Origin of the sequence: Acinetobacter sp. NIPH 284, from assembly GCF_000369425.1 — a bacterium.
Classification (GTDB): domain Bacteria; phylum Pseudomonadota; class Gammaproteobacteria; order Pseudomonadales; family Moraxellaceae; genus Acinetobacter.
In genome coordinates this window covers 681,907-705,520 of the sequence record NZ_KB850011.1, presented here as the reverse complement: position 1 = coordinate 705,520, position 23,614 = coordinate 681,907, and the positions used below count along the sequence as shown (strand labels likewise).

The 23,614-nt window shown below is 39.0% G+C and carries 19 protein-coding genes and 2 pseudogenes; 14 read left to right on the top strand and 7 right to left on the bottom strand.

The features are described 5' to 3' along the window. Positions 1–11: 11 nt before the first annotated feature. Positions 12–521: a peptidylprolyl isomerase gene (locus F908_RS09370; protein WP_004638567.1), complete on the bottom strand. Its 510-nt coding sequence runs from the start codon at positions 519–521 to the stop codon at positions 12–14. A gap of 166 nt (positions 522–687) precedes the next feature. Between F908_RS09370 and F908_RS09365 the strand changes: the two genes are divergently transcribed. Next, entirely contained in the window at positions 688–2,415 is a 1,728-nt protein-coding gene (locus tag F908_RS09365; RefSeq protein WP_005160889.1) for a glutamine--tRNA ligase/YqeY domain fusion protein, read from the top strand. 410 nt (positions 2,416–2,825) lie between these two features. Here the strand turns inward: F908_RS09365 and F908_RS09360 are convergent, their stop codons facing one another. Both F908_RS09360 and F908_RS09355 read right to left on the bottom strand, forming a co-directional pair. After that, a complete protein-coding gene (locus tag F908_RS09360) occupies positions 2,826–3,539 on the bottom strand; it encodes a glutamine amidotransferase (protein ID WP_005160885.1) in 714 nt (237 codons plus the stop codon). A 31-nt stretch (positions 3,540–3,570) separates the two neighbouring features. Next, a complete protein-coding gene (locus F908_RS09355; RefSeq protein WP_005160881.1) occupies positions 3,571–4,536 on the bottom strand; it encodes an alpha/beta hydrolase in 966 nt (321 codons plus the stop codon). 159 nt (positions 4,537–4,695) lie between these two features. On the opposite strand from F908_RS09355, the gene F908_RS09350 reads away from it, so the two are divergent. Both F908_RS09350 and F908_RS09345 read left to right on the top strand, forming a co-directional pair. Further along, positions 4,696–6,408 (top strand): AAA family ATPase, encoded by a 1,713-nt coding sequence (locus F908_RS09350; protein WP_005160879.1) that lies wholly within the window; start codon positions 4,696–4,698, stop codon positions 6,406–6,408. Positions 6,409–6,423: 15 nt separating this feature from the next. Continuing rightward, a pseudogene (locus F908_RS09345) lies at positions 6,424–6,986 on the top strand (AraC family transcriptional regulator); the annotation flags it as partial. A 31-nt stretch (positions 6,987–7,017) separates the two neighbouring features. Here F908_RS09345 and thiM read toward each other — a convergent pair. Beyond that, a complete protein-coding gene (thiM, locus tag F908_RS09340) occupies positions 7,018–7,845 on the bottom strand; it encodes a hydroxyethylthiazole kinase (RefSeq protein WP_005160873.1) in 828 nt (275 codons plus the stop codon). A gap of 34 nt (positions 7,846–7,879) precedes the next feature. After that, the gene (locus F908_RS09335; protein ID WP_005160871.1) at positions 7,880–9,040 is read right to left on the bottom strand and encodes a hypothetical protein; all 1,161 of its coding nucleotides are present in this window, start codon (positions 9,038–9,040) and stop codon (positions 7,880–7,882) included. Positions 9,041–9,270: 230 nt separating this feature from the next. Between F908_RS09335 and F908_RS09330 the strand changes: the two are divergent. From F908_RS09330 to F908_RS09315, 4 genes and pseudogenes are all read left to right on the top strand, one after another. Continuing rightward, positions 9,271–9,728: pseudogene (locus F908_RS09330) on the top strand (DUF2147 domain-containing protein). Positions 9,729–9,873: 145 nt separating this feature from the next. Further along, positions 9,874–10,347 carry a DUF2147 domain-containing protein gene (locus tag F908_RS09325; RefSeq protein WP_005160864.1) on the top strand — a complete coding sequence of 158 codons (474 nt, stop codon included), beginning with the start codon at positions 9,874–9,876 and terminating at the stop codon, positions 10,345–10,347. Between the two features lie 205 nt (positions 10,348–10,552). Continuing rightward, complete coding sequence (locus F908_RS09320; RefSeq protein ID WP_005160862.1) at positions 10,553–11,026, top strand: DUF2147 domain-containing protein; 474 nt, start codon at positions 10,553–10,555, stop codon at positions 11,024–11,026. A 149-nt stretch (positions 11,027–11,175) separates the two neighbouring features. After that, complete coding sequence (locus tag F908_RS09315) at positions 11,176–11,649, top strand: DUF2147 domain-containing protein (RefSeq protein WP_005160860.1); 474 nt, start codon at positions 11,176–11,178, stop codon at positions 11,647–11,649. A 54-nt stretch (positions 11,650–11,703) separates the two neighbouring features. On the opposite strand, the gene F908_RS09310 is transcribed toward F908_RS09315, so the two are convergent. Next, positions 11,704–11,961: a hypothetical protein gene (locus F908_RS09310; protein ID WP_004661424.1), complete on the bottom strand. Its 258-nt coding sequence runs from the start codon at positions 11,959–11,961 to the stop codon at positions 11,704–11,706. A gap of 344 nt (positions 11,962–12,305) precedes the next feature. Here F908_RS09310 and pepN point away from each other — a divergent pair, with 344 nt between their 5' ends. The 3 genes from pepN (at position 12,306) to F908_RS09295 (ending at position 17,854) form a co-directional block, all read left to right on the top strand. After that, entirely contained in the window at positions 12,306–14,915 is a 2,610-nt protein-coding gene (gene pepN, locus F908_RS09305) for an aminopeptidase N (protein ID WP_005160857.1), read from the top strand. 100 nt (positions 14,916–15,015) lie between these two features. Continuing rightward, on the top strand, positions 15,016–17,154 hold the full coding sequence (locus F908_RS09300) for a sensor histidine kinase (protein WP_005160855.1): 2,139 nt from the start codon (positions 15,016–15,018) through the stop codon (positions 17,152–17,154). Between the two features lie 46 nt (positions 17,155–17,200). Further along, positions 17,201–17,854, top strand: coding sequence for a response regulator transcription factor (locus F908_RS09295; protein ID WP_034602840.1), 654 nt, complete (start codon positions 17,201–17,203; stop codon positions 17,852–17,854). On the opposite strand, the gene F908_RS09290 is transcribed toward F908_RS09295, so the two are convergent. Beyond that, positions 17,846–18,286: a Uma2 family endonuclease gene (locus tag F908_RS09290; protein WP_228127632.1), complete on the bottom strand. Its 441-nt coding sequence runs from the start codon at positions 18,284–18,286 to the stop codon at positions 17,846–17,848. The two genes, F908_RS09295 and F908_RS09290, sit on opposite strands and share 9 nt — an antisense overlap. A gap of 223 nt (positions 18,287–18,509) precedes the next feature. On the opposite strand from F908_RS09290, the gene F908_RS09285 reads away from it, so the two are divergent. The 4 genes from F908_RS09285 to F908_RS09270 all read left to right on the top strand — a co-directional run bounded on the left by F908_RS09285 (position 18,510) and on the right by F908_RS09270 (position 23,583). Continuing rightward, positions 18,510–20,309, top strand: coding sequence for a hypothetical protein (locus F908_RS09285; RefSeq protein WP_034602838.1), 1,800 nt, complete (start codon positions 18,510–18,512; stop codon positions 20,307–20,309). Between the two features lie 107 nt (positions 20,310–20,416). Next, the gene (locus F908_RS09280; RefSeq protein WP_005160846.1) at positions 20,417–21,103 is read left to right on the top strand and encodes a dienelactone hydrolase family protein; all 687 of its coding nucleotides are present in this window, start codon (positions 20,417–20,419) and stop codon (positions 21,101–21,103) included. Positions 21,104–21,168: 65 nt separating this feature from the next. After that, entirely contained in the window at positions 21,169–21,585 is a 417-nt protein-coding gene (locus F908_RS09275) for an RDD family protein (protein WP_005160844.1), read from the top strand. Between the two features lie 165 nt (positions 21,586–21,750). Then, positions 21,751–23,583: a monovalent cation:proton antiporter-2 (CPA2) family protein gene (locus F908_RS09270; RefSeq protein ID WP_005160842.1), complete on the top strand. Its 1,833-nt coding sequence runs from the start codon at positions 21,751–21,753 to the stop codon at positions 23,581–23,583. Positions 23,584–23,614: the final 31 nt, after the last annotated feature.

The following is a 23,614-nucleotide window of genomic DNA, read 5'->3' as shown; positions in this document are numbered from 1 at the left end:
GTTGGATAAAATTATTCAGAGATAATTTTAGCAGATTCGATAACTACATTCTCTAAAGGAACATCAGCATGATAACCACGGTTACCAGTACGGACACCTTTAATTGCAGCTACAACATCCATACCTTCAACAACTTTACCAAATACTGCATAACCCCAACCTTGTGCTGTTTTACCAGTGTGGTTTAAGAAAGAGTTATTTTTTACGTTGATAAAGAATTGAGCAGATGCAGAATGAGGAGCTTGCGTACGTGCCATAGCAATTGTGCCTTCATCATTGCTTAAACCGTTGTCTGCTTCGTTTTCGATTGAATCACGAGTTGCTTTTTCTTTGAAGTTTTCGTCCATGCCACCGCCCTGGATCATAAAACCATCAATCACACGGTGGAAAATTACGCCGTCATAGAAACCGTCGCGTACATATTCTAAGAAATTTGCAACCGTTTTTGGTGCTTTTTCAGCGTTAAGCTCAAGAACAATACGACCTTTGTTGGTATTTAATTCGACTTGAGGAAAACTCATTACATTAATCTCCTAAACATGGGTTTGTGACCATGGGTTTTTGGTTGAGAGAAGCATAAGCAAACTGTAAACTACAAGGCAAGTAAAAAACGTTAAAATCTTTCATAAATAGCAAAGATTGCGTTTTTATTTCCCATTTTTAACTGTAAGAAGTGATTTACACCCTATGAAGCCAAATGATGTTGTTTCAGAACTGCCAAAGACCCCGACGCCGAATACTCATGCCTCTGTCGATGCCGCGCAGCAAGAACAACAGGCAGGCTTGGACTTTGTACGTCAGGTGATTACCGATGATTTAAAAGAAGGTCGTACCCAAAAAGTTGTAACTCGTTTCCCGCCTGAGCCAAATGGTTATCTGCATATTGGTCATGTCAAAGCAATTTGTTTGAACTTTGGTATTGCCGAAGAATTTGATGGTCTATGTAATTTACGTTTTGACGATACAAACCCAGATGCCGAAGAACAAGAATATGTTGATGGTATTGCCAATGATGTGAAGTGGTTAGGTTTTAACTGGAATGGTGAGCCTCGCTATGCTTCTGGTTATTTCGATCAACTTTACATGTGGGCTGTTCAATTAATTGAACAGGGGGATGCCTATGTGGACTTGCAAACACCTGAAGAAATCAAGTTGAATCGCGGTAGCTTTGTGGAGCCAGGTAAAAACTCACCATACCGTAATGCGACTGTGGAAGAAAATCTGGCGCGTTTTGAGCAAATGCGTAATGGTGAGTTGGGCGAGGGCAAGGCGGTTTTACGTGCCAAAATTGATATGGCAAGCCCGAATGTACATATGCGTGATCCAATCCTTTATCGCGTATTACATTCAGAACATCATCAAACAGGGGATAAATGGAAAATTTATCCAATGTATGACTATGCTCATCCATTATCAGATGCTATCGAAGGAATTACGCATTCTTTATGTACATTAGAGTTCCAAGATCATCGTCCATTCTATGACTGGATTATCGAAAAAGTTCACTCTGATGCAGTTCCTCGTCAGTATGAGTCATCGCGTCTAAATGTGGATTATACGATCACCTCTAAACGTAAACTACGTAAATTGGTTGAGGGTGGTTATGTGAATGGGTGGGACGACCCACGTATGCCTACTGTTGTTGGTATGCGTCGTCGTGGTTTTACTCCAGAAGGTTTACGTGATTTCTGTAAGCGTGTAGGTGTGTCTAAAACGGATGGTATTGTTGATGTAGCAATGCTTGAATTCTGTATTCGTCAGTCATTAGAAAATACCGCAGCACGTGGAATGGCTGTACTAAATCCACTTAAAGTGACTCTGACGAATTTAGCTGAAGAGTTAGATCTAACGCATGCCCGCCATCCAAACGTAGATATGGGTGAGCGAATTATCCCTTTAACTCGTGAAATCTATATTGATCGTAAAGACTTTGAAGAGGTTGCACCAAAAGGATTTAAACGTTTGATTCCAGAAGGCGAAGTGCGTTTACGCCATGCTTATGTGATCAAGTGTGATGAAGTAATCAAGGATACCAATGGTGAAGTAATTGAGCTTAAATGTTCAATTGATCCTGAAACATTAGGCAAAAACCCTGAAGGTCGTAAAGTCAAAGGGGTTATTCATTGGGTCTCTGCAACGAAAGGTATACCTGCTGAAATTCGTATTTACGATCGTTTATTTACCGAAGCTGCGCCAGATGCAGATGATGACTTCTTAGCAAATCTTAATCCTGAATCATTAAAAGTTGTGCAAGCTGTGATTGAACCTGCTTTAGCTCAGGCAAAGCCTGAAGATCGTTTCCAATTTGAACGTGAGGGGTATTTTGTTGCAGATCAACATGATCATCAAGCTGAAAAACCAGTGTTTAACCGTATTCTTGATCTTAAAGATAGCTTTAAAGTAGAGAAGAAATAACCTTTAGGTGAATTTGAACTCTTTTTAGCTCGAAGAATTTAGTTCAGACATGGAAAAGCCCAATTTTAAATTGGGTTTTTCTATTATATTATGGATTTATGTGATAGAAATAAATAATCATTGAAATAAGTAAAGCCGTCGACATGAATAAATAAGTATTAATTGAGTGAAAACTTTTTATTAACTTGATCATATTTTTATTCCAACTAAAAGAGTGTAAATGAATAATGTTATTTTATTGCTTTTTTAGAAAATAGCTTGCGAGTACTGTCGTTACTTATTGGTCTTAATGTTTGTTTCTGTAATAAAATTTCAATAAGTGTAATATTCTATTTTTTAAATAACTCATTTAAGTTAGGCAAATAGTATGTCTAAATTTATCATAAACATACTGTTTTCGAGTCATGAATTCAACCATCAAGTTTTTCTAAAAAAAATTCAATAATTGCCCTGCATTTACTTTCTAATTGTTCAGCATAATCTAAATTAGCTTGTCGTAACTGAGGAATTGATAAGCCTGCATGCCGTATTTCACACGTATGCCCAATGAGCCATTTCTCAAAACTGTGTTGGTTTATCTCAAGATGAAATTGTAAAGCTAGAATATTATTTCTCACGGCGAATGCCTGATTTGGATAAATTTCTGAGCTAGCGAGTAAAGTTGCTTGTGATGGTAAATCGAAAGTATCACCATGCCAGTGTAAGACATGAATATTTTCTAATCCTGATAATGGGTTTTGATCAAGATTTTTTATTTCTAATGGGCTCCAACCAATTTCTTTTTGATGACCTGCGTAGACTTTTGCACCTAATGCATGTGCGATCAATTGTGCGCCTAAACAAATACCAATAGTTGGTTTATTCGCATTCAAGCGTTGCTTAAGGCCTTCAATTTCTTCTATAAGAAAAGGGTAGTCTTCAGTTTCATAAACACCAATTGGTCCACCAAGGATAATGGTAAGACCTTCATAATTTAAAGCGGGTTTAAGATCATCCACACCCGCTTCAAAATAACGAAAACGGAAACCGAGTTGATAAAAAATATCTTCTAATGAACCTAAATCTTCAAATGCAAGATGTTGAATTGCATAAACTGTTTTAGGCAAAGAAATTGAAGTATCCATAATCTGTGTAATCACTATAAATAGAGCTTAGTTAAGGCATTTTTTGTTCAAGCCAAGAAAATAAATCCTCATATACTTTCTTTCGCACAGGCGGTGCAGATAAGACTAAATCATGTAAGCCATTTTTGATTGCTAAGGTTTGTACATCACCTTTCATTTTCTTTGCATTGTGTGTCATATCTTTGACATCTAAAATCACATCACTTTGCTGGGCATCAATTCCCCATTTTTTAGGGTATTTGGATTGATGTGAATGCATGATCAGGGTTGGAATATTCAGTGTAATCCCTTTATGGATTTCTTTTTGCGCTTCATGGATGGCATGAACAAAGCACAGTTGTACAAATGGCGTGGATTCAGGTTTCCATTCCAGATTGAACTCCCATTCACCATGAAAGTTTTTATGTAAACTTGGTACATACCACGGATTCAAGCCACTTGGAAACTTGGCATTTGGGAAGCGTTTGCCAAATTCACTCAGCAAAGGAATGCCCACTTTTTTCTCAATGATACTCTTAAAGAAATCATAAAATGGACTATTTGCCCATAACGCCTTAACCAGACGATGGTCAGGATAATGTGCTGCATATAAGGTTGTGATCAAGCCACCTGTTGAATGTCCAGCAAGCAATACCTGATTATGGTTTTCCTGACCAATAATCTCTAGTGCCTTGCTAATTTCAGCATCATATTCACGTAAATCCCGCACGTAATACAGGGTTTGATGCGGTAATTTTGAGCGACCATATTTTCTGAGATCGAGAGCATAAAAATCATAACCATGCTGGTTAAATTGTTCTGCCATTTCTGTTTGGAAAAAATAGTCAGAAAAACCATGAATATATAGAACTGCTTTCTTGGTGGCTTGAGCTGATTTCTTGCGAACTAATGTTGCAACGACTTTCCCATCATAATCATCAGCAAAATTTAAAGTGAGTTGCTGATAATCTTCTCCCAATATATCTGTTTGATATTTATGTGAATTTGAAATGTTCATTTTGATATCTAATCTGAATTAATTAAGAAACACATTAAATGAAAATGTTTGGATGTCAATGTAAAAGTGAGATACAAACAGTTCTCAAAATCAGTTTGAGTTTTTACTTTTACAAAAAAATCGTTAAGCTATGTGCTGTTGTTTTTGACTGAAGAAATTATGAAACAAGAGACTGCACTGAAGTTACTTAAAGCTGGGGAAAATGTTTTTTTAACAGGTTCCGCGGGTGCAGGAAAAACCTATACGCTTAATCAATATATTCACTATCTTAAAGCGCGAAAAGTACCCGTTGCGATTACGGCTTCTACAGGGATCGCGGCTACGCATATGAATGGAATGACCATTCATACGTGGGCAGGGATTGGAATTAAAGATCGTTTGAGTGATGATGATCTGAAGCGTATGAAAGAGCGTAAATATTTAAAAGAGCATTTAGAAAATGCCCAAGTCTTGATTATTGATGAAATTTCAATGCTGCATGCCAAACAGCTTAATTTAGTCAATCAGGTGCTTAAATACTTCAAAGAAAGTGATGAAGCTTTTGGTGGAATTCAAGTCATTGTTGCAGGTGACTTTTTCCAGTTACCACCAGTAGGTAAGAAAGATGAAAGTAATCGAGATAAATTTTGCTTCATGTCTGAAGCGTGGGTTGAAGCAAAATTCCGAGTTTGCTATTTGACTGAGCAACACCGTCAGGATGATGAAATTTTAAATCAGATATTAAATGCGATTCGAGCACAGAGCATTCAGCAGAATCATATTTTCGCATTACAACAATCGCGTCAGCACGATATTGGCGAGACCTTTACCCGTTTATACACACATAATATGGATGTGGATAACATCAATTATCAGCATCTGAACGAAATTGAGAATGAAAGTCATCAATTTAATGCTGTTTTAGATGGTAATGAAAAATTAATCGAAACACTGAAGTCCTCGGTACGCGCACCTGAAGAATTGACCCTTAAAAAGCATGCCAAAGTGATGTTTGTCAAAAATAACTTTGATATGGGCTATATCAATGGCAGTTTAGGTGAAGTGATTGGTTTTGAGGAAGATGATAAACAAGGGATTTTACCAAAAGTCAAATTGACAGATGGAACGACATTACTTGTTGAACCAGAAACATGGTCAATTGAAAATGAAGCAGGCAAGGTGATTGCAAGTTATCAGCAAATTCCTTTACGTTTGGCATGGGCAATCACTATTCATAAAAGTCAGGGTATGACTTTAGAAGCAGCAGAAATTAATTTAACGCATACTTTTGAAAAAGGTCAGGGTTATGTGGCTTTGTCTCGATTAAAGTCACTAACTGGACTGAAATTGCTTGGGTTTAATGAACAAGCACTTGAGTTGGATAGTTTAGCAATTAAAGCAGACCGCCGTTTTCAGGAATTATCGACCGAAGCAGAAGTGAATTTTGAAAATATTGATCTAACCCCACAGCATAATGCCTTTATTCGTCATTGTGGCGGCACGCTGAATGCAACTGAAATTGCACGCAACGAGAAAAAACTTTCGAAAGGCGAAAAACAGAATTATGCAGCAGCGACTTTAGAGGAAACACGTGCTTTATTTGAAGATGGTTATGAAATTGAAGATATCGCGCATGAGCGAGGGCTAACGCCTGCAACGATTATTAACCATCTCGCGCGATTGCATAAAGAGCAAGGATTAGATATTTCCATTGCCAATCCCGGTGATGAAGTCGTTGAAGAAGTTCGTAAGATTTATAAACGTTTACACAAACGTAAAAATCCTGAGCATTTTACCGATGATGGTTCAATTAAGTTACGTCCAATTGTGGAAGCTACAAGTCCGCGTATGGCTTATGATCAAGTCCGTTTAGCGTTACTGTTTATCGAATAAGGGATTTAAATGCCTCTTACATTTTCTACAGACACCAAAATTATTGATATTGCTTTACAGTCTGGTTTTGATAGCCCTGAAGCATTTAGCCGCGCATTTAAACGTTCATTTGATCAAACCCCAAGTGCTTTTAGAGAACAGCCGCGTTGGTCGTCTTGGCATGAAAGGTTTGTTTTTTCATTACCTCCGAGAGAAATCATGATGAACGTTAATATTGTAGAAAGAGCAGAAGAGAAAATTGCATTTATTTCTCATCACGGTGCACCAGAACGTGTATTTGAATCGGCAGCACAATTTATTCAGTGGCGCAAAGAAACGGGATTATCTGCTATAGCAAAAAGCCGCACCTAGGGTATTCCATTTTCTGACCCTGAACAGACTTTAAGTGATGAATTCCGTTTTGATATTGCTGGAACAATCACGGCGGATATCCCTGAAAATACATATGGTGTAAGCACTGGTAACCATAATCAGCGCTTGAAGTAGGGGATTTTCCCGTCTTTTTTCACTACCACAACTTTGTTCATGACGTAGATGAATGTGATTTGATCACAGACATTTATTTGTTACTGAAATAAGGTTTAAGCGCTGCGAATAAGCAGAGCTGAATTATAAAATTTCAATGTCTACATATTGCTGAATTAAATTATCATCGAGCATATGAATATAATCTAAAAAAGCGACATTAAAGCTTCCAACTGTTTGAGCATGGTCATATGCCAGTTTGCCTGCAATAGCAAAGTGAATATGTGCAGCGAGCGCCGCAATGGTTGAATTCGTTACTGCATGATAAGCGGCGGTTAAGGCTCCTAGAGCGCACCCTGTTGCAGTAATTTTAGGCTGTAAATGGCAACCACCATTTACTTTGATTACCATATCCAATTGTTTGGAAATGATATAGTCAGATTCACCAGAAATCGCAACACACTCAGTATGCTGTAACAAGCTTTTTGCTTGAGCATAAACATCATGGCTATTTAATGTGCTATCAACACCTTTAGATTGAACTTGACTGCCCGCTAAAGTGCTGATTTCAGAGGCATTGCCACGGATAATCGTAGGTTGAAACTTGAGTAATTGATCGACAGTTTCACTACGCCATTTCAGGATTGCTCCATAGCCAACAGGATCGAGTACCCATGGTCTTTGTTGCTGTTGCGCTGTTTCAGCAGAAATGAGCATCGCTTGAGTTTGTTCAGTCGTCGGTGTACCAATGTTGATGCTTAAAGCTGCACAAATGTTTGTAAAATCTGCTGCTTCAAATGGATTGTCGATCATTGCGGGCGATGCACCAGCTGCAAGTAAGATATTTGCGACGTAATTATTGGCGACACTATTGGTAATACATTGTACCAATGGGGCTTCTTGCTGAAGAGCTTGCCAAGCTTCAATCACTTGTTCAATCACTTGTTCAATCAGTTGTTGTTTTTGTGACATTCATCACCCCTTAAAAATTTACAAAAATAATAGTTTAACGCGTAAAGTAGTGGTCTTGATGCTTACATCGACGACAAATCAATGAGACATAGTCTGTAGCATCATAATCGACTACAAGATCATTTGAACCGCAATACATGCAACGCTTTACTGCGTAAAAATTTAAACGAGCTTCAATCTTGCGCCAAGATTTCCAGACAGGTTGAATAAAAACACTTTCGTCATAACCCAAGAATTTAAATAATAATACTTCGCTCATTTTACTAAATGGAATGGTGTATGGGCGAGGTAATGTCGTGGTTTCCCAACGTTCAGCCAAAGCGCGTTCACGATATTGTGCTAATGTCTTTTTGAGTAAGTTGGTATTAATAAATTTATCGTTTCTTGGCTGCAATGCGTTTTGCTTATAGAGATACTCTAACGCAGTTTGGATTAAGTAAAAAATTTGACCCACTGCGAGTCCTTCCATCAAGCGATAGCAAAAGGCCTGAAAGGAGCGATTGCCTGCAATTTGAATTCCCCAAGTTCTACAATAAAACTGCATGAACTGGACGATTTCTTGATAAAGAATCAAATACAAAGCATCTTTAACTTCATCTGTTGTTTTGAAGGGAATACCTAAACTTAGATTCTCATAAAACCAATGGCGCAATTGTTGGGTTACACTAAACAAACTCGGATCAGAATAACCATCAAGCCGAAGATTAAGATAAAAATGTTCTGGTTCTAGGCTCGAATCTTGTGATTTAAAGATGCCTAATTTGAGTAACTCTTGAACGAGTTGATTTTGAAATAAATAATTGGGGGTGAAATCATGATATTTAATGTTCTTCCAGTGGATGAATTCATCATGCTGTACATCTTCACGAGCATAACTGTCCAACAAACTTAGTAAAAATAATTTATGCATAAAGCTGAGTTGATTCAGGCTATAAATCACTTCATCTTTGACTTTGTATTTACGTTGTTCTTGTAAAATGGTTTGTTGAGTTTGTTTTTTGCGCTGAGCGGTGCATTGAGCACAATGGCAATTCAGCTTGCTGTCACTTTTAAATACACGATGTTGGCAATGACTACATTCATGAAATTGGAATTCTTGTGAGTATTGCTCAGCTTCAATCCAGAACATGGATGCTTGGCACAATGGACAATGGCTACTTTCATCTAACTGCTTTTGCAGAATCTGTAAATCCATTGACAATAAACCTATATAACCACGAAATGAAAGGATTATACATTGCTCGTGCTCGGAGTGAGAAAAAGATTATTTGCACTGAAAAAGTGGTTTTGTATTGAGATTTAATCCACTGAATTTTATATAAAAGCTAAGCAGGTTGCTTATCCATTTTTTAAAATATGGTAAATTTCAAAGATGTTATTAAGTTTGTTTTAGAAGTAGAAAGAGATAAGGATGAATAATCAATATTGTTGAAATGCTCTATTGCATTAATTGCTTGTTTTACAAGTATTCTATCAGATGTCAGTACAATTGAAGGCTATTGGCGCAGTATTGATGATCGGACAGGCGAACAACTGACTATTATTGAAATCAAGAAAGCAGCGAATAACACTTATCGCGGAAAAATCGTTTATATCTATCCGAATGCGCAAGGGGCGATCGTACACATTGTGTTAACTGTCCACCGCCGTATACAGGAAAGCCACGTTTAGGTTTAGAAGTTTTAACTGGTTTGGTTGAAGGCCCCAATAAAGCAAATAGTTTTATTAATGGATTCATCTTAGAGAGCAAAACTGGAAAAGTGTACAAAGGCAAAGCTGAGTTAAGTGCTGATGGTAAGCATTTAAATATGCGCGGTTATGTTGGAATTTCAGCTTTGGGTAGAAATACGGTTTGGATATGCATAGATAGTGCGAACCCGTAATCATTTCTTTTTTAATAGATGAATTGCTTAAAATTTATTGTGATTTTAAACAATTAAATATCCACTCGTTTTGTTGACTGTCTAAGAACATTGGAATAAAAATGTATATCAGATGGATCTATTTTGCACTTAGGGAGAGCATATTATGCAAAAACATTCACTCATGAAAGGAATCGTGGGAATTTCATTTGCCCTATTCGCAACTGCTAATTTCGCGATGACACCTGAAGGCTTTTGGAAAAGTATTGATGACCGTACGGGCGAACAGCTTTCAATCGTAGAAATTAAAAAGAAACCTGATAATACTTATACAGGAACAATTGTATATCGTTACCCTGTTCCAGGTGGTAGTGTATTAACCAATTGTGCGAAATGCCCTGAGCCTTTCAAAAACAAACCTATTTTAGGACTTCAGATCGCATCAGGTTTGCGAGAAGACCCTAAAAATCCAAACCATTTTATAGACGGAAAAATACTCGAACCTAAAACGGGCAATTTTTATAAAGGCAAAGCTCAGTTAAGTGCTGATGGTAAACGTTTACGCATGCGCGGATATATGGGGATCTCTGCTTTAGGTCGTACCCAAGTTTGGATTAGGACTGAGAGTGCCAATCCTTAAAAATCTTGTAAGTTGATAGAAATATGAAGAATCTATTTTGTATTTAAAAAATAATGTTATTGATTACATGAATTATATCAGTTAGATAAGTTTTTTAAAGCAAAAGAACGCACCAGTAGAGTGAAAGTTCTAGTGAAGTGTGATAAGTTTCAATAATTAAACCTATAACGATGAATGGGTTAGTTTTTAAATGACGGGATTAATTATGCTAAATCGTGTGCTCATAAAAGGCATTGTGGGATGCTCAATTGCTTGCGCAAGCCTAACAACTTTTGCAGCCTCTATCGAAGGTTACTGGAAAAGTATTGAAGAACGTACAGGTGAACAACTGTCAATTGTTGAAATCCGTAAAGGAAATGATGGTCGTTATCATGGAAAAATTGTTTATCGCTATCCAAACTCACATGGAATTGCACTTACAAACTGTACCAAATGTCCAGCACCATATACAAATAAACCTATTCTGGGTTTAGAGATTCTATCTGGATTTAGGGAAGATCCAAATAAGGCAGATGCTTATATTGATGGTCGGGTACTGGAACCTACATCTGGGCGAATTTATAAAGGTAAGGCTGTGGTGAGTGGTGAGGGTAAACGCCTGCGCATGCGTGGTTATATGGGAGTGTCTGCACTGGGCCGCACCGTGGTCTGGCTTCGTACAGACAGTGCAAACCCTTAAACATGGGTCTAAATATTAAGTTGTATTTAAGCTGATTTAACTATAAAAAACCTGCTGGTATAGGGTAAGATAGACTGGATTTAATAAATAATATTTTAAATCAAGTCGAATAAGTATGAAGTGTTATTTTAAGTTTTAATGGAGATAATATGTTAAATCGTGTACTCATGAAAGGAATCGTGGGTTTGGCTATTGCTTTTGCAAGCGTGACAAGTTTTGCTGCATCGATTGAGGGTTACTGGAAAAGTATTGATGATCGAACTGGTGAGCAACAATCAATTGTAGAAATCAGGAAAGCTGCCGATGGGACGTTTCATGGAAAAATTCTTTATCGTTACCCTGTTCCTGGTGGTGTGGCATTAACCCATTGTACAAAATGTCCTCCGCCTTATACCAATCAGCCACTTTTGGGTTTGGAAATTTTGTCTGGATTTAAGGAAGATCCCGATAAGCGAAATGCTTATGTTGACGGAAAGGTTTTAGAAGCAAAAAGCGGCAAAATCTATAAAGGCAAGGCGAACTTAAGTGCTGACGGTAAACGTTTACGTCTGCGTGGATATGTAGGTATTTCTGCACTAGGTCGTACACAAGTGTGGATTCGTACTGATAGCCCAAATCCTTAGTTTTAATTTGACTAAAACCTCGAATTTCAGATTCGAGGTTTTTTATTGGGTAAACTAAACAGGGCATGGTAAGTTTTCGTCCTCCTGACCGATTTTTTTGGCGTTGATAAGTGCTTGGACTTTTTTACTTGGTAATTTTTCTTTTCCAAGTTCATCATAGGTATTCACGATATTCGTTACTTCTAAGCTGCTGAGTTCGATTCCTTCTGCTGTTAAAAAAACGGAAATGACATGATGATCCACACCTGCTTTTGCAAGATCATGGATCGCTTTAATATTTTCTAAACGATATAAGTGTGCTTTTAATTCCATCGTCTTAACCCTCGCTTGTTTGATTGTATTACCTACATTGGCATATAAACTTAAGCAATAACCGTGCACAAAATGTAAAGCGCATAAAAAAAATGTAATTCAAACCTTGGAATTTGGTTATTTTTGTAGCTTTTATTTAAAATTAGAAATAACTGTTGTTATTCTTTCTAAACAGAATTCCATTTTAATCAATTAATTTGAAAATTACTGAACTAAACCCCAATAAAAATACTTGAAACTAAGATATGGGCTTAAAGACAGCTTTTGTAAGTTGGCGTATGATCGACTAATCAAGAAGTCTTGATAACAAGACCATCCGACATGATGAACGATAAGGAATACTGATGAATATTGCGGCACAGCCTCCTGTACAAGCAAATCAAACGATTTATTTAAAAGATTATCAAAAGCCATCATTCTTGGTTGAATCAATTAATTTAAATATTCAAGTTTATGATGATCATACGATTGTCGATTCTACACTGGTGATGAAGCGTCAGACTGCAGGCGAATTGGTTCTGTTAGGTCGTGATCTTGAATTAAAATCGGTTCAATTGAATGGGCAAACCCTTAGCGCTGAACAATATCATTTGGATACTGAACAATTGGTGATCACTGATGCACCAGATCAGGTCATTGTTCAAACTCAGGTGATTATCCATCCTGAATCAAATACGCAACTTGAAGGCTTATATAAAGCAGGTGATTTGTTCGTTACCCAAAATGAACCAGAAGGTTTCCGTAAAATCACCTTCTATCCAGATCGTCCAGATGTGCTTGCTGAGTTTACTACCCGTGTCGAAGCCGATAAGAAATATCCAGTATTACTTGCAAATGGTAACTTATTGGAAACGGGTGAAGCTGGGGAAGGTCGTCATTTTGCGATTTGGCAAGATCCAACCAAAAAGCCAAGCTATTTATTTGCCTGTGTGATTGGTGATTTGGCGGTACTGAAAGATCGCTATACCACATCAGAAGGCCGTGATGTTGCTCTTGAAATTTATGCAATCGATAAAGATATTCCAAAATGCCATATCGCGATGGAAGCACTAAAACATTCAATGCGTTGGGACGAAGAACACTATGGTCGTCCGTATGATCTCGATAACTACATGATTGTCGCGGTCAGTCAGTTCAACATGGGTGCAATGGAAAATAAAGGTTTAAATATCTTTAATACATCTTGTGTACTTGCTGATGAGGAATACACCACTGATGCTGCGATTATGCGAGTTCAATCTGTAATTGCACATGAATATTTCCATAATTGGACAGGCAACCGAATTACCTGTCGTGACTGGTTCCAGTTGTGTTTAAAAGAAGGCTTAACGGTTTTCCGGGATCAGTCTTTCTCTGAGGATTTACAATCAGCGGCCGTACAACGAATTGATGATGTAGCGGTATTGAAATCGCATCAATTCCCTGAAGATGCAGGACCATTATCACATCCACCTCGTCCAGACCATTTTGTTGAAATCAATAACTTCTATACCGCGACAGTGTATGAGAAGGGTGCTGAAATCAATCGCATGATGGCAACTTTATTGGGGAAAGAAAAATACCGTAAAGGCACAGATGAATATTTTCTGCGTCATGATGGGCAAGCAGTTACAGTTGAAGACTGGGTTGCGGCATTGAGTGCAGGTTCAGGTGTTGATCTCTCTAACTTCCTCACATGGTATAACCAACCGGGGACACCAAAGTTAGAAGCTCGAGGTGAATATGATGCTGCTGCACAGACTTACCGTTTAAGCTTCAAACAAAGCTTGAAAGCACATCCAAAATATCCAAACCTCAAAGCAGTGCCAATTCCTGTGGCTCTGGCATTATTTAATGCCAATACAGGTGAGCAATATACCTTGCACAGCACTGATCTGTTTGTGAATGAGGTCAAAGATGGCGTGTACTTATTTGATCAAGATGAAGCAACAATTGAATTTACAGGGGTGACTGAGCAACCTGTTGCCTCGTTATTACGTAATTTTTCTGCCCCTGTGAACTTAGTCTTTGATTATTCCAATGATGATCTTGCCTTCTTGATTCAGCATGAAACCAATGGCTTTAACCAATGGCAAGCGACACAAACTTTATTGGAACGTATTCTTTTAGAAGACCATAAGGTGGATACCTATATTCAGGCAATTAAAAATACCTTGCCTGACTTAGTAAATAAAGATCCGTTATTGGCATCACGTTTATTTGATGTACCAAGTGAAAACTATCTAGGCAGTCGTATTGATCAAGACTATGAGCCCGAATTGATTCGAGAGAAGCGTGAAGCTGTGCTAGATCATTTAGCACGTGATTTAGGCTCATTCTGGAAAGACACCTATTTGGCCTTAGATCCAGACCAGCAAAAAGAGTTCTCTTTGGCAATGGGCGTGCGTTCATTGAAAAATATCACCTTGAATATGTTGGCGCGTCAAGGTGATGAATCTGTGTTCGATTTGGCTTATACCCAATATCAACAAACAGGCAATATGTCTGAACGTTTAGGAGCATTACGCGTTTTGGTCTGTAATGATGCACCACAAGCGCAAGCTGCACTTGCAGATTTCTATAAGCGTTTTAAAGATGAAGCCTTGTCTTTAGATCAATGGTTTAACATCCAAGCATCGAATCCATGTGCGACAGCGGAAACAATTGAGTATCTGACTAAGCACGCCGATTATGATTTGGGAACACCGAACCGTATCCGTGCAGTGAGTGGTGGACTAGCTGCAAATCCAGTCAATACGTGGAGCTTTGGTGTTGATCATTTCATTGAGCTTGCCGCTTATTTGGATGAGAAAAACCCAATTTTAGGTTCGCGTTTATTACAAGTACTGTCTCGTTGGTATACTTTAGCCGAACCACAACGTAGTCAGGTGCAACAGGCGCTTAAGGCGTTGCAGCCTAAAGTGAAATCGAAAAATGTATCTGAAACCTTGAGCAGTATGCTAAACATTGAATAACACATTGTTTTTGTCAGAAAGGATGCTGTCTCAGCATCCTTTTTTACATGTTCTGGATTATCATTAGTTCACAGAAAGGATACTCATATTGTGGTGATATATGGCTTTGCGTCGCAAAACACCAGCGGATCGGTTGTTTTATGCCATTTTAGGGTTGTCGTTGGCCCTTGTTGCGGTCATCTATTGTGCGGTAAATCAGCCCAGTAGCCATTTACGTTTTGAAGTCAAAGAACGCCAAAAAATTTCGGTATTTGACGGGGAGCGATTAATATTACAGGATGTGGATTCAGTTGCAATTTCAGCAGCAGGTGGGCAGAACCGAATACAGCTAAACGCAAATGACTTTACTGAAGACCCCCATTTTGTTGCAACCTATCCTGAGATGCAGCAATTTTTTATCAAGCAGAGCCAAGTTCATCAACTGATGAGCCAGCATCAGCAAATATTTTTGCATTCAGGCGATCATTCAAGCTCAACGCCATATCCTGTCAATATTCAGCCTAAACGAACGCTTCGAGATTTACCTTTTGAGTTCTGGTTTCAGCTTGCCGTCAGTTCGATTGGATTTTTGCTGGGCTGCTGGATTTGGGCATTGCGTCCCAATGAAATCGCCCCCCGTGTTTTTGCCTTACTCAATGCAGCCTATCCAGTATTCGCCTTTTCCGCAGCCATCTATAGCACCCGTGATCTGGCTTTAAATGCCGAATTATTTCGGGTACTGGTCGCAATCAATACGGGTGGTGCATTGCTATATGGCTGTGCATTAATCAGTCTATTCTTGGTGTACCCAAAGCAGTTGATCAGAACCCAATGGTTGTGGGCAATACCGATATTTTTCTCTGTTTGGTGGTTGCTTGATACCTTATTTCTTTTGCCTGAACCAAGCATGGGGGGAGACTTACCCGTTACCCTGCAAATGCTGGGCGCAATTTTATGTATGGTTTGGCAATGGCGGGCAAACCGACATGATCCACGGGCAAAAGTAGCATTGCGCTGGTTTGCCTTATGGATTCTGGTCAGTAGCGGCACATTTGTATTTTTGGTTCAGAGTACCCAGCTACTTGATATTCAGCTTAATATGTCACAAGGCTATTCGTTCGGTTTCTTCCTGTTTGTGACCATTGGTATTGCGATTGGCTTAAAACGCTATCAGTTATTTAGTCTGGACCGTTGGGCATTCGGAATTCTGTACTGGCTGGCAGGAGCGATTTTACTGGTGTTGCTGGATGCCTTTCTGGTGATGATGTTAAGCCCACTTATGTCACTCAGTCTGGCCATCCTGATTTGTGGTCTGGTTTGGTTGCCTGTCCGTGGCTGGTTACAGGCACGCCTGTTACAACGCAAAAAGTTATCCGACAGCGAACTGTTTGAACGAATCTTGCAGGTCAGTTTTGCGGTGAATGAACAGGAACGCCAGTTACAGTGGAAAGCCTTGTTGAATGACCTGTTTCAGCCATTAAACCTTGAGATAAGTGAACAGAGAAATCATAGCCAAATCGAAGACAACGGACTTGTGCTCTATATCCCACAGGTGGCAGGGCTGGCGGCGATGCGTCTCAGCTATCCGCAGCAAGGCCGCCGTTTGTTTAGTGAATATGACCAGCAACTGATCCAGAATCTATTACCGTTTTTAGCTCAGGCAGTAGAGAGTCGGGTTGCCTATGACAATGGTGTGCGTGAGGAAAGACACCGTATCGCCCGAGATTTGCACGATGATCTGGGGGCAAAACTATTATCGGGTCTCTACCAGAAAGATGTGGATCAAGCCAAGCAGGCCATTCGTCAGGCGATTGCTGAAATGCGTACCATCGTCAATGGTCTGTTAGGTACAGGGGTTGAGTTAAATGTGATTTTGCAGGAGTTTGAATATGAGGTTGCGACTCGCCTGCAAAGTTGTGGGATAGAACTAAATTGGCAACAAAACCTTGCAGACACACCCATTACCTTGAGTTATGCACAATACAGGCATTATATTTCTATGCTTCGGGAAATCATCAGTAATATAATGAAGCATGCCAATGCGCAAAAAGTGACGATTGACATTAGTTTGCTTGACTCACAACTGGTTTCAGTCATTTGTGATGATGGTGCTGGATTTGATGGTCAAACTAATCAGCTTGAGGGGAATGGGCTTAAAAACCTGAGGGAACGTGCAACTGAACTTTCGGCAACCCTGCATTTTCAGAGGCTGCCAGGAACACAAGGTTCAAGGGTAGAGTTGATTTTTCCATTATCGTGACTGTGGCAAAAAGTAATGGATGTAAATATATAAGATGGGTGTAAATATGATTCAAACGGCATTGATTTTAGAAGATATACTGGAAGTCAATGCATGGATGAAACAGATGTTGCTTGAAACCTTTGCAGGCATTCGTATCCAGCAGGTTTATAGTGTAAAGGAAGCAAAACAGTCATTATTGTCACAACATTATGATCTGGCCTTGATTGATCTTTCCTTGCCTGATGGAAAGGGAACAGAGGTGATTGACTGGCTGGCACAACATTCTGCCAATACCTTGAGTGTGGTGGTGACAATTTTTGAAGATGACCAATATCTGTTTGAGGCTATTTGTCATGGTGCAAAAGGGTACTTGCTGAAAGACCTTGAACCAACTCTATTTCAGCAGCATTTGAAAAACCTGATTGCTGGAATCCATGCCTTTTCCCCAAGCATGACGCAGAAACTGCTCAATTATGTCAAAACACATGAACAGCTCAATCAACAAAAGCAACAGGCCATACAGTCACTGACTTTAACAAATCGGGAAAAACAGGTGCTTGTCTATATTGCAAAAGGACATCAGGTCGCTGAAATCGCCTACGAATTAAAATTATCTGGCCATACCATAAATGGCTATATCAAGACAATTTATCAAAAACTGCATATTTCATCCCGTGCTGAAGCAGCATTGCTGGCACAGCAATATGGTTTAATTTGATACGTTTTGTTCTGCTAAGGCTTTCTTCTCTAACCATGTCACGACATCTTCATTTTTGACACGGTCATAAATATCTTCAACTGAAATGCTTAAACCAATTGAGTTCAGTGTAATGTGATCTCCCAAATAGTAGAAATGAGATTGCCAGTTTTGACTACGACATACCACTTCAATCTCGGCAATACCCTGTTCAATCAGGATATATTCTTGTAGGGTCGGAATCTGTAGATACTTTTCACGTTTGATCACACGCTCAATCTGGCGCGTGGATTTAGACAATACCTCAACAATAATGGTCGGTGTTTCTGTAAAAACACTGTCATCTGCTAAATCTGAACAATCAACCAGTACATCAGGATAGAAATAACAGTCGTCAATTTTGACTTTCATATCTGACATCATAGAACTGCAAGATTTTCCTTTTAAATGCATATGAAAGGATGAGGTGACATGGCAATAACTCATAATGATATAAATACAGCCTATACCTTAGCGTGTATGAAGAAGTATCACAACTGATTGAATATTCACATTGTAAGCAAGTTTTTGAAGTCAAAATAGATTTTAGGCTATCCCCCCTGAACTGGGGATACACAGAAAACCCTAAAAACGTTACTGTCATCACGAAAGGGATGAAATAATGAATGGGGTTCGTATGTTAAAAAAAAGTTTATTGAGTGCTTGTATTGCTGCCAGTGTGTTACTGACAGCATGTCATGATGACGATGATCAGCACAGTAATACATCACCAACACCGACCACAACCTACAGTAATTTAGCTGGAACAGCAGCTGTTGGGGCAGCGATTAAAAATGCCAGTGTCACAGCGAGTTGTAAAGATGGCACTGGGTTTAAAAATGAGGTTAAAACCAATGAACAGGGGGAATGGTCAGGGCAGGTGGATAGCACTAAACTACCTTGTGCATTGGAAGTGAAAGCATCAGATACCCAAACCTTGCATGGTTATGCTGCAAAAGCGGGTAATGTCAATATTACACCATTTACTGATCTTGCTCTGGCTTTGGCAAGCTCACAAACGCCAAGTGACTGGTACAAAACCTATCAACCGATTTTAGAAACCACACTGAAAACTGCGGTAGATAATTTAACCAAGCAACTCAAAGCAGATGGTTATGTATTACCAGAAAACTTTGACCTATTAACAACTAAATTTGCAATTGATGATGCATTTGATAAGGCTCTGGATGCCTTTGCAGCGTCATTGGCTGCCAATCAAGCAACAATTAAAGACTACGCTGCCCTGATTCAGAAAGTAAAAGCAGGAGATGTGGCAGCAGTTCCTGATTTCGTTCCTGTAACTCCTGCTCCAGTAACAGAAACCTGTGCCAGCAAGAAACTACCTGTAGGCAAACTCAGTGATTTGACGAGCTATAGCGGTGATTACAGTGATAAAGGTACAGTGGTCTTGAATCTGAATGCAGCGACAGGAAAAGTTATTGCAAAAGGCACAACTGCAACCATTGCAGAAGTTTGTGGCGCAAATGTCCAAAATAATGGTACAAATTATTATGTAATTACTGACAAGGGATATGTGACACTATTTAAAGACAATGCAGGTAAATATTCTGCGGAAAGTGCAGATTTTACAGGTTTTTATGGTGAAAAAGCCACAGCCTCTCCACAACTTTGCGAGTCAAATGGTGCGGATGATAAGCTTGGCTTTAAGAATGCCCCGAATGATTTCTGTAGCTTTAGTAAGGCAAGTTCAGTTGCAATTACATCACCTGATATTTATACATTTTTTAATGCTGATAAAAAAGAAAATGTAAAAATCACGGTTGAAAATTCAGTTGTGAAAAGTGTTGCTGTTGAAAATAATAGTTATGCTTGGGCATGTGGTGTGGGAACAAATCCTGCCTGTAATGGTGTAACCGTAAAAGATGGACAGATCAATTCCAAACCTGCAAAAAGCTTCTATTTTAATAATACTGTATTAAAAGCAGTCAGTGGGACAACGCAAGATCTAACAGTTAAAAATAATAGTCTGTTGATGCATTTAGATAACAGTCAATCGACTACACCGACACCTGCTACAAGCTGTGCAAATAGTACCAATCAATGGGGTTGTATCACCATTACTGGATTAGCTTCGCCATTGATATTCGAACATAACTCAACTGTATGGGCGACACCAAGAGTTGGGCAGTTTAACGCATCTAATCAAACTGTAAATGTACAGTTCGCCCATAAAGCAAATCCACCACTAGAGGATGGTATAACGATTACCAAAGCTAATGCGACTGCTACTTATATCTCATTTGTACTAGGTTCAATGACTTGGTATCAATGTGGAACATATGCTTCGGAAACTTCGGTATGCCCTGGATTAAGTTTGGACACAGCAAACCGTACATTAACATTTAAAGATGTAAAACTTTCTCAACAAGCTGATCCAACGAAAATATTAACTGCCAATGGTATACTGAAATTTTAAAAATTTACTCTAATCTTAGCTGGGGCATCTATTGATGCCCTTTTTTATTTGACAATTAATATTGTCAAAAATAATATAAAAGCGATTTAAAAAAATGGATAGCTGAAATGGAAATAAAAACAATTACATTACCGACACGTAAAATCGAAGTTGAAGTGTATGCACCTGCACAGACGTCAGAAAAAGTCCCTGCAATCCTATTGCTGCATGAGTTGTTTGGCATACTGGATGTGTATCGGGAAGATGCGCAGGACTTGGCAAATCGTGGCTATCTGGTTTATGTACCCAATTTATTTAGTGGTGGTGCAGTCAAGTATTGTATTCGGGCAATGGTCAGTAAGGCTGGGCGAATCAATGCTGCCGATAGCGATATGAATAAAGAAATGCATGTGTTACTTGATGCGTTAAAAGCTGATCCACGTTCAAATGGTCGCTTGGGTATGTTAGGTCAATGTTTAACAGGGGGTTACGTCATTCAAATGGCAAAGCGCGAAGATATGTTAGCACCTGTGGTTTATCATCATTCACTGGGAATTCAAGGTGCAGGTGTACCGAAAAAAGAATCTCTGGATGACATTCGCATTTTGCAGGGGCATTGGTCAAATGTTGATCCATTCTGTCCGGCAACCAAGCGCAACAAACTGATTCAGCAACTGGGTGATCGGGTTGAAGCCTATACCTATAACATGCCGCATGGTTTCCGCAGTGTCAGTCGTGGTCTACCTGAAGCAAAGGTGGTTTGGCAACGCACAGTTGAATTTTTTGATCGTGAATTAAAACAAAATACGGTATAAATGATACGCTTAGGCAAATATCACGTATAAATATTGATTCTTATAGAAAAAAATGAGAGGGGAAAATGTCACATACATACGAATATGCAGGTTTTTGGATACGCTTTCTTGCGTCTATTATTGATTCGATTATTCTGATTGTCGCTTTGATTCCGATCATGATGATTATCGCACCAAATGCTGCAAGTGGTTTTACAGGCTGGACATGGTCAGATTGGCTTGGCCAGATTATTGGTGCAGTTTTTTATATTGTATGCTGGGTAAAATTTGCAGGAACACCTGGAAAACGTTTATTACGTTTAAAGGTACTGGATGAAAAAACAGGCGAAAACCTCACGGTTGGGCAAGCTATTCTTCGTTATATTGGTTATTTTCCATCTACGCTGGTTTTCTTTCTCGGTTTTATCTGGATTGCATTCGATAGTAAAAAACAAGGCTGGCATGACAAAATCGCAAAAAGTGTAGTTGTACGTGAGTTGTAACTTTAGATTTTCAAGATGAACACAAAAAAGTCGTCATGGTTGACGGCTTTTTTGTTTCTATCCACATGAAAATAAATGAATTGAGAGGTTATGTCTCATAAATGATATATCAGTCTTTTAAGCTTTCACATAGAATAAAATCGCATTGATAAAAATGAGAACAGTATGAGTTCAGAGGCACATTCAATCAGCTTAATTGCACCCGTGGTTTTATTGGCTGCAGCTGTGATTGCAGTCCCTATTTTTAAACGAATAGGTTTGGGTTCGGTACTGGGTTACTTAATTGCAGGCTTGATCATTGGACCATTTGGCTTTGCTTTCTTCCAAGACTCCGCATCAATTTTACACATCGCAGAATTAGGAATCGTCATGTACCTGTTTGTGATTGGGCTGGAAATGCAGCCTTCACATTTATGGGGACTCAGACGTGAAATCTTCGGTCTAGGCACTTTACAGATTGTAGCCTGTGCGACAGCACTGACAGGTGTTGGGCTTTTATTTGGATTTAAATGGCAAGTTGCATTTATTGGAGCTGCTGGTTTTGTACTCACTTCAACAGCTATTGTGATGCAGTTACTGGGAGATCGTGGGGATATTGCCCAGCCACAAGGCCAGAAGATTGTTGCGATTTTATTATTTGAAGACTTATTAATTGTCCCATTACTGGCAATTGTTGCTTTTATGGCACCGAATCATGTGGTGGAAAGTACCTCAGCACGTTTAGAAAATATTGGCATTGGTTTAATTGCAATTGCAGGTTTAATCGCCGCAGGTTATTGGTTGCTCAATCCTTTATTTAGATTGCTTGCTGCGGCAAAAGCACGAGAAGTAATGACGGCTGCAGCACTTTTAGTGGTGTTGGGTGCTGCTTTATTGATGCAAGTTAGTGGCTTATCCATGGCAATGGGGGCATTTCTTGCAGGCGTGTTGCTATCAGAATCAACTTTTAGACACCAAATTGAAGCCGATATTGAACCATTTCGAGGAATTTTATTGGGGCTCTTTTTCCTTGGTGTTGGAATGTCACTGGATTTATCGGTCGTGAAGCAAAACTGGCAACTGATTGTCAGTGGCGTTATTGCAATGATGTTTGCGAAATCACTCATGATTTATATCGTTGCGCGAATAACCCAAAGTCGGCATACGGAAGCTTTGGATCGTGCCTTATTGATGGCGCAAGGCGGTGAGTTTGCTTTTGTTCTGTTTTCTGCGGCGCTCACTGCTCAGGTGATTGATAATACAGTTAAGTCGAATCTAACAGCAATTATTGTACTTTCTATGGTATTAACCCCAATCTTAGGCATTCTTTTTAAACGATTTACCGAAACCAAAGATTCAGTTTCTCTTGATAATGTTGATATAGCTGAAGGTCTAAGTGGCAGTATTCTAATGATTGGTTTTGGTCGTTTTGGTCAGGTGACAAGTCAATTACTCTTGGCAAGAGGGGTTGATGTGACAATTATTGATAATGACATCGACATGATTCAAAACGCAGAAAAATTTGGTTTTAAAATCTACTATGGCGATGGCTGTCGTCTTGATATTTTACATGCTTCAGGGGCTTCGGCGGCAGAAGCAATCGTCATCTGTGTCGACAGTAAACAAACAACCAATCGAATTGTGGAATTGGTGACACATGAATTTCCATTAGCCAAAGTCTTGGTTCGTTCTTATGATCGAGAGCATTCACTACATTTGGTCAAACAAAAAGTCGATTATATGATTCGTGAAACCTTTGAATCTGCGGTTAAATTCGGTGAAGTCATTTTAGAGCAATTAGGTGTCGATGAACATGAGGTTCGTATGATCTCAAATGAAATTCGAGAACGTGATAATGAGCGTTTTGAAACTGAAATTGCTGCGGATGATGTCTATGCTGGGGTGGGTTTACAATACTCACATTCTCATCCTCGACCTACAGCACCATTGATTCGACCTAAACAAGCAGGACGAATTTTAAATGGTGAAGAAACTGAAAAGGATGTAGAAGATAGGTAAATCGATTTTGAAATAAAATGGATTTAAATAA